The organism is Holospora obtusa F1, from assembly GCF_000469665.2.
Classification (GTDB): Bacteria; Pseudomonadota; Alphaproteobacteria; order Holosporales; family Holosporaceae; genus Holospora; species Holospora obtusa.
Map to the genome: position 1 here is coordinate 1 of NZ_AWTR02000058.1, position 8,103 is coordinate 8,103.

Genomic DNA, 8,103 nt, shown 5'->3' on the forward strand with positions numbered 1-8,103 from the left:
TTTTTTTTGTGACCCTTCTTATACTCACTTCTCACTCCATACTTGCGATCCTTAGATGCTTTTATAAGTGGTTGTAGTAATGCTGATTTTTGATCGAATTAAAACTCATAATCAGTACGCGCCCATAGAGTTTAGAGTGACAAAAAAATTTAGAAAAAAACGCCAAAAGAAGTATCAAAAATTTTTGAAAAACAAAAGACTCTTAACCAAAAGACCTTAGGAATAGTTCTATGAAACTCAAAACTTTTCTTGGATAATCTTGAACCTGATGGAAGTATTCAATGAATGCTCTCAACGCTTTGGCTAAAAGCTTTTTTTTCTTGAAAATAGAGCAAGATGATGTCCGTATATAGTAGTTTAGCATGAAAATGGGATTTGAAAGAATGCGGGAATAACCTCGTAAAATTTATCAAACTGGTTAATTTGGTTCTTAACCCCTCTTTTCATATGAGCCCAAAATTTCTCTATTGGATTCAAATCGGGTGAGTATGGCGGTCAAAAGATGAGTTGACAATTTATCGATTCGATCAACTCTTTTGTTCTTTGTGAGCTATGAGATGCAGCATTATCCAATTTGCCCAGGATTCTGATTCTATAACTCTTTTACCCAAGTTTCAAATAATTTTGTATGACAAAAATCATTAAATATCCTAAATGTTTAGTTCCACGTTCTTATGGTATAACCTATAAGGAACTAAAGAAGGTTAATGTATGGGAAGTATACTGCATGAAAATGCCAAGACTACGCTTTGAGTCCGAAAAAATACAAAGCTCTGTAGAGAGCATCGCTAAAAATAGCAAAGCGTCTGGGCCTTCACTATTAAAACTGTTTTGAAGTAAAAAAATCCGATTGTGTTCAAGATAAACCCTCTGGACGTGAACAGCCAAAGAGCGTTTTATTTTCAACAAAAGAAAAAGATTGTGTGTGAATTCAGGCGCGTTTCTAAGCTTCCGCTTGATGATGTTTATAGTGCTTTGAAAGAGAAAACTCTCAATCTCATGGGCTCTAATCTGCATCGATGCCTCAAAAGACTAAATATCTTACCCAAAAAAAAGAGTCGGCTCCTGAAAAAAAGAAATCCTTTGGATTTGTTCACATTGACAGTACCAAAGTTCTTACAAATCAAGGGAAATGCTACCTTTTTTATGGCCATTGAGCGGTCCACAAAGTACGTTTATGTCGAGCTCCATTCAAAGATGTCGATTAACGAGTCAATTGCATTTTTGAAAAATCTGATCGCCCATTGTCCTTTTAAAATAACGAAAAAATAACGAAAATTCTCACAGACAATGGGGCGCAATTTACCTATGAACTGTTTGCGCAACACCTGAGGCCAAAAAACGCACCGCCTTTGATGTGATGTGATGTGATGTGATGTGAAAAGGAGCATACCATTGAGCACAAGCTCACCAAATTCAAGCATCCTTGGATCAATGGTCAGGTCGAAATCACCAATAAATCCCTCAAACAATTCGCAACAAAAGCTTATTTTTACAAAGACCTCGATGAGCTGAAGTTCCATATGATGACTTTTGTGCTTTATTATAATCATCAAAGAAAGCTGAAATCATTGAAATATCAGCCCCTCTTTGATATTATCATGTTAGAATTTGAGCGTAACACGTCTAATTTTAATCACAAACTTAACCACATGTTGTTGGGACTAAACACTCAATCACTTGAAAAAATTAAAACAATTGGATTTATAAATTCAGAAAATTGATTTTTTGCAGTGTCTATATATCGTATTAGCAAACTAAAATTAATTTAATCATAGAACATAATTTTGAAAAAATTTCCGGAATGTTACCTCCAACTTAACTTTATTATGGCTGAGTCTATTTTTTCTCTATAGATAGATTAGAGTCCAGAGAATACGTTGGTAAGTAAAGCTAAAAATTTTTATAAAAATTGTAGACGAAAATTAATAATTATTTAAGTTTTTTCAAGATTTTATTTAAGGCGTATCTTGCGCATTACATAACCAACTTCAGTTTTCCAATCCTTTTCATCGTTATATACGTATTTTTTTAAGCTTTCGTAAAAAGCATAGTATTGACATGCTTTTATCGATAAACATATTTTATTTTACTATATTTATCGATAGTATTTTAAGTTATTATTTTTTTATTGTTGTTCCTTATCCTTATGCGAAAACGTAGAAATTATTTTTTCTCCGACTTCTTTTTGTTTTTTTGGATCGTTATGTGTTATTTGAAGCATTCCAAACGCATCTTCTTCAGAAATTTCATGGTCACAAATCATTCTTTGAACTGAATTCAAAACACAAAGATCTTTTTCAGGAAACAAAGCAGAAATTTTTTCTCTTAATTCACTACTTTCATTTTGAATTTCTTTGTTTCTTTGTGCTTGCGTATTGAGAATTTTTCTGGCTTCTGCTATAAGATCATCTGTAAAATAATGGCGTTCTGCATACCTTCTCCAATCTGCAAGGCGGAAAATACCAAAAAGTTTTTGTTCGTAGAATTCTCTTTCCTGATCAGAAAGATCTTTTTTATCTTTATCAGGCAAAATATGTAATAAAGTATACATTATTGTTGCATTTTCTTCTTTATGCAATTCTGGAAAAGCAACAAATGCTTTACGTAAGATATCAAGAGAATTTTTTTTATTTTTTAAATTTTGTTTAGTCTTGATCTGTGAAAATTTTTCATAAAGATCAGCAACAAACTTTTCTCTCTTTTCATAGTGTTCCGTAAAGTTCTTGTCTCTCAAAGTATGTTTTAAAATTCTTATCAATTGTTCTTCAGAAAATCCGACTTCTATTAACTGCTGTGTGCAATTTCTAAAAACATTATCTTCACTAGCACGATTTGCTTCTCCAAAATCATGTGCGAAAAGACACGCAAGGTCAAGTCTAAACGGATGCAAAGAGTATTTGTTATTTAGTATTTCAACCATTATATGAGATTTTATACTATCCAAAGAAAAATCAAACAAAATTTCGAGGTCTAAGCATAACTTTTGGGGGTTACCTTCTGTATCTTTATTCCGTCTTGAGATAAACTGTTGTTCTCGCAAATTAAAAAGAGCCAAAAATGAATCTCCGTACAAATGCTGGAGATGAAACAACCGCTCACGTATCCTGTGCAAAAAAAACTGTTTGTACGCAGAAGAAAAGTCAGTAGTAAAATTTCTTCCTTCTTTGTACCGCTCCTCTATAGCTAAGACCTCTGAACGATCTCTTGATGTTTGCTCAATCATTTGATAAGTATCGTGCTTTTCTTTTCTTTTATAAATATTTTTCTGTATACAGCCCAGAAATTCTAATTTCCATAGGGTTAAAGGGGTCTCTTCCGAGACTGTACTCTTGGGGTTAGCAAGAAAAACAGATGAAAAACTATCTCCTAAAATTCTATATATGTCATATTCTGACAGTCCATTTTCTTTACAAATAGTATCTTTTATTATCTGTTTGATCCCATTAGAATGGCTATCTTCGAATGAAGAAAAAAGAATCTCCAATTCTTTCTCTAAAAAATCAGAATGTTTTTCAGGATCAATGGTGATGCTACTCTCTAAATTTGCCTCAAGCCCTGCGCCTTCAGCAAAAGCTTGCTCTACACGGCCAATCTCTTTGGGAACAATACCACCGTATTCGTCAAGTTCATCTTTTTCAAAACTGCACCAAAATTGAGCTACACTGTGTTCATAAGCAATTAAACCGGAAAGCCCAAATTTTTCTCTTATATTTTTTAGTGCGATCGGAATATTTTTGTAAATTTTTGCTTCTTTACGCTTAAAATTATAAGATTGAGATGGGATTAATACTTTCGCATTATTGATAATTTCTTTAATTCTAGTAGTGATTCTTTCTTCAAGCAATTTAATTTCTTGAAGCTCTTCTTTTTCCACATTTTGACGATTCTCATTTTCTGTTTGTTGACGATCAGATTCTTTTGTCTGTTGATACTGTTGATAACGAGCAGCATGAGCGTCAAAAGAATTCGCCATAAAAAGAATAAATATTAACTTAGATTTATTTTTAAGTGAAGTTTTCATTTTCGTATGAATTATATTGGTTTACGTTTATGATGTTATCATTAAAATAATATTCAATCAATATTAAAATACCGTCGTTTTATCAGATGGAGAGACAAAGGTATCTGGGAGAAGTTGCTGGAAGAATGAGTTGATGTTCCGGATTATGAATGGCTGATGATTGATGCAAGTCACATCAAATTGCATCCTCATGCAGCCGGTGCGAAAGGTGGAAATTAAGAGATGAGCCGCTCAAAAGGGGCTTAATACAAAGGTACATCTGGCCGTGGATGCGCATGGTATTCCGAGTCAGAATCATTATTACAGACGGTACCACGGCTGATTGCACGCAAGCTTGGCAATTGATAAGCGATATCGCAGCCGAATATTTACTCGCAGACAAAGGTTATGATAGCGATGCGATTGTTGCTCGGGCCCAAAGCCAAAGCATGACCGTAGTCATACCTCCAAGAAAAAACCGAAAAGTTCACAAAGGCTATGATAAAGATTTATACAAGTTGCGGCATCTTGTTGAAAATGCATTTCTCCATCTCAAGCGCTGGCGCGGTATTGCAAGCCGTTATGCGAAAAATGTCAGATCATTCTTGGCAGCAGTAAAAATTCGATGTATCGCTTTATGGGCTAATATCTCGTGACTACACTATCGAGCATTTTTTAGGTAACACTATGATTTTTTTCCAAAATTTTCATCTTCTTTTTTTCTCTTAAGTTAGTAAAAAATGTTTAAAAATTGAAGCTTTTACGATTTGCTAGACAATGTGCTGATATTTTTTGTATAATTTATTTTAAATTATAGTGTATGTTCAATAATGGAAGAAAAAACAAAAGAAAATAAAATTAAGTGTAAAGATAATTTTGGAGTTCAAACAGTAACCCTTGGGTGTAGACTAAATATTCACGAATCTCATGTAATGGAAGATTTGGCCATTCAAGAAGGACTAAAAAATACCATAATTGTCAATACATGTGCAGTGACAAAAGAAGCGGAAAGACAGTCTCATCAAGCGTTGAGAAGCGCTAGAGCGAATCATCCGGAAGCATATATTATTGCAACAGGTTGCGCAGTTCAACTGAATCCGGAATCTTTTTCGCTAATGCCAGAAATAAATCGCATTATTGGAAATGATGGAAAACTAAAAAAAGAAAGTTTTTCTAAAGATTTTCCCTATCGCGTTTCTGTAGGCCCCTTAGAACGAAAAATTCAAGAAAATTTTCCTATATTGAATCATTTCAAAGGAAAGATTCGAGCTTTTCTTCAAGTCCAAAACGGATGTAACCATCGTTGCGCTTTTTGTAACATTCCCAAAGCTCGCGGTCCTAGTCGTAGCGTTCCCCTGGGTTGGATTGTTCAACAAATTAGAGCGCTGTGTCAAGCGGGAGTTCAAGAGGTTGTATTTACGGGAGTGGATCTTACGTCTTACGGGAAAGATCTTCCTGGAAACGTATCTTTGGGGCGCATGATCAAGCGCGTACTGATGCAAGTTCCAGAATTAAAAAGGCTTCGGTTATCATCACTAGATTCTATCGAAATTGACGAAGCTTTGTTTGAGGTTTTAGCTTATGATCACAGAATGCTTCCTCATCTTCACTTAAGTTTTCAGTCTGGAAGCTCTTATATTTTAAACCGAATGCTTCGTCGTCATACGCGAGAAGATGCTTTGGATTTTTGTGACCGTATTCGAAAAGTTCGTCCAGAAATTAATCTTACTTCAGATTTTATTGTTGGATTTCCGGGAGAAACTGAGCATATGTTCGAAGAAACCGTTTCTTTTGTAAAAGAGACTCGTTTGGGAATGTGTCACATTTTTCCATTCTCTCCTCGTCCTGGAACTTTAGCCACAAAATTAGACGGACATCTTCAAAAATCTGAAATTAAGGAAAGAGCCAAATGTTTACGACAAGAAAATCAATTGTTTTTTCAAGAAATACTTCAAAAAAAAATCGATACGGTCCAGTCAGTTCTTATTGAAGAAGGAAGCTTTGGGTATAGTAGCGATTTTATACGTGTCACGTTAGATCCAGATCCTGGGGTGCGTCAAAGTATTCAAAATATTCGAATTACGCAGTGTACTGCAAAGGGATGGAAAGGTATGCTGAACTAACTGGTATAATGGACCTGCTGCGTAAGTATCAGTTTTAGAAAAATTCGTATAAAATGTGTGGAGATTTTTCTGATAAAGAAGTGCTCCATGCACCTAAAATACACCAAGCTTAAAAAATATTTCAAAGGATGTATTTGTTTGAGCGCTTTACACTACCGAAAATTGAAAAATTTTGGGTTGATATACAAAACGATACTGTAAAAACAGTTGAATTGTAATGCAAAATATGGTATATATCTGTCTAGAAAGGTAGATAGTGTCAACGCGTCCATATCGTATAGATTCAAGAGAAAAGGTTATAAATTTTATCAAAGCAGGTAACAATCCAAAAGAAGCTTCCAGAGTTTTTGGAATCAATAAAATGACAATCAACAGATGACATTTACGTTATAAAAGCAAAGAACATTTTCGCCCAAAGATACGTTTGGGTGCAAATTTCACTGTAGAAAAAGAGTCTTTTATTCAATCTAATCAAATAATCATGCAGATGCTAAATCAAAAAACATTGTCCGTGAATTTGGCATGAGTGCAAGTGAAGCACAGTATTAGTTGGCGTGCAGGCTTTAGGTTGGTTGTAAGATTATTTTTTACTACCTTATTCACCTGATTTAAATCTAATCGAGAAATTTTGGGCAAATATGAAGCGATGAATTAGGCAGAAAATTGAGTTCTTCCAAGACTTATATCAGTGAATTATATGCTCCGTAAATTAATTTAGAAAAATAGTATCAGATCTATATTTTTTACACAACAGCATTCATTTCTACTCAAAAATTCTTTTATGTCATCAGAATTAAAAAAAAATCATTCTCTGGTTAAATGTCTCGAAACTCTTGTATGAATGTAGCAAGCTACACATAAATAAGTTATACGACGGGTTAATTTTATTTACAAAGGATAAAGAATGTTCAAGTTTAAATACGGATTCTATTCTTTTTGAAAAAATTATGGTAAAATCTTTAAAAATAATTGAAAGTTTTGACGTTTAGATAGATTTACGTCAAAATACGACTATAGAGTCGTATGAAGGTCATCAGCGATGCATTGCAAAAAGTGTAATTCCGAAAACTGCATAAGGAACGCTATAGTACGCAAGGTTCAGAGCTATAACTGAAGGAATGAGGTTATACCTTTGTTGAAGGTGACAAGAGAAGAAAAAAGGGAAACGGCTATCAAAAAAAGCCTTATGCGTCATTTTATACTCTTTAGCTAAAGCATCATTCTCCTTTTATTATATACAGAGTGGGTGGTGGCAGAGATGAAAAAAATACAAAAATCTGAGGGTTCAGGTCACATTCAAGCAATGGAATTTGATGAAATGTAGCATTTTTTCCAAAAAAAAGTCAAAAGCTCTGGATTATCAAAGCAAAGCCGTTGATCATAGCACACGGAGAATTGTTGCCTGGGTTACAGGGAATCGTGATGCTGCAACATTCACACGACTTTACGAAAAAGTCAAACATCTGAAAAATTGCACATTTTATACTGATGACTGGGATGCTTTTTCTAAAGTCTCTACCAAAAAACCGCCATAGTATTGGAAAATCAGGCACTGTATGCATAGAGCAAGATCATAGTAATACAAGACATCACCTAGGACGCATGACGAGACGTACTAAAGTAGTTTCTAAGAAGGGAATCTATGGTATACGGATCAATCAAGCTTTGGTGTGCGTTTACGACACCAAAAATCTTTAATCACTATCAAAAAACATTGCTATCTATCTTTAGGTGAAAACTCTCTATTTTTTGAAAATTTAAAAGAAACGTGTGTTAAATGAGACATTATGCGTTGCAGGATGATCGGTGAGATCGGACAAAGGATGGTTACCTGAAAAATCAGAAAAGAAATACAAGAATCTAAAGAGAGCGCCACAACGCTTGCACAATGCTACAACCTAAATGTTAAGACGGTTCTAAAATGGAAGAAGAGATTAAGCGTTGAAGATAAGCGCTCGGGCCCGATACAGCCAAAAA

7 protein-coding genes and 2 pseudogenes are annotated in these 8,103 nt (G+C 34.3%); 6 read left to right on the forward strand and 3 right to left on the reverse strand.

Annotation, left to right across the window (positions count from 1 at the left end; genetic code table 11):
- Window positions 1–357 precede the first annotated feature (357 nt).
- A pseudogene (locus P618_RS09265) lies at window positions 358–483 on the reverse strand (hypothetical protein); the annotation flags it as partial.
- A 692-nt stretch (window positions 484–1,175) separates the two neighbouring features.
- On the reverse strand, window positions 1,176–1,553 hold the full coding sequence (locus P618_RS08605) for a hypothetical protein (protein ID WP_239638257.1): 378 nt from the start codon (window positions 1,551–1,553) through the stop codon (window positions 1,176–1,178).
- Between P618_RS08605 and P618_RS09270 the strand changes: the two genes are divergently transcribed.
- Window positions 1,449–1,724: a hypothetical protein gene (locus P618_RS09270; protein ID WP_420805317.1), complete on the forward strand. Its 276-nt coding sequence runs from the start codon at window positions 1,449–1,451 to the stop codon at window positions 1,722–1,724. The two genes, P618_RS08605 and P618_RS09270, sit on opposite strands and share 105 nt — an antisense overlap.
- A 404-nt stretch (window positions 1,725–2,128) precedes the next feature.
- On the opposite strand, the gene P618_RS02915 is transcribed toward P618_RS09270, so the two are convergent.
- Window positions 2,129–4,024 (reverse strand): hypothetical protein, encoded by a 1,896-nt coding sequence (locus P618_RS02915; RefSeq protein ID WP_024161137.1) that lies wholly within the window; start codon window positions 4,022–4,024, stop codon window positions 2,129–2,131.
- 69 nt (window positions 4,025–4,093) lie between these two features.
- On the opposite strand from P618_RS02915, the pseudogene P618_RS02920 reads away from it, so the two are divergent.
- From P618_RS02920 to P618_RS07855, 5 genes and pseudogenes are all read left to right on the forward strand, one after another.
- A pseudogene (locus tag P618_RS02920) lies at window positions 4,094–4,659 on the forward strand (IS5 family transposase); the annotation flags it as partial.
- A gap of 174 nt (window positions 4,660–4,833) precedes the next feature.
- A complete protein-coding gene (gene mtaB, locus P618_RS02925; protein ID WP_021827140.1) occupies window positions 4,834–6,126 on the forward strand; it encodes a tRNA (N(6)-L-threonylcarbamoyladenosine(37)-C(2))-methylthiotransferase MtaB in 1,293 nt (430 codons plus the stop codon).
- Between the two features lie 256 nt (window positions 6,127–6,382).
- Complete coding sequence (locus P618_RS09275; RefSeq protein WP_162147069.1) at window positions 6,383–6,505, forward strand: IS630 transposase-related protein; 123 nt, start codon at window positions 6,383–6,385, stop codon at window positions 6,503–6,505.
- 934 nt (window positions 6,506–7,439) lie between these two features.
- Window positions 7,440–7,661: an IS1 transposase gene (locus P618_RS02930; protein WP_021827141.1), complete on the forward strand. Its 222-nt coding sequence runs from the start codon at window positions 7,440–7,442 to the stop codon at window positions 7,659–7,661.
- Window positions 7,615–7,824, forward strand: a complete 210-nt coding sequence (locus tag P618_RS07855) for an IS1 transposase (RefSeq protein WP_024161139.1) — start codon at window positions 7,615–7,617, stop codon at window positions 7,822–7,824. Before P618_RS02930 ends, P618_RS07855 begins: the two co-directional genes overlap by 47 nt.
- Window positions 7,825–8,103: the final 279 nt, after the last annotated feature.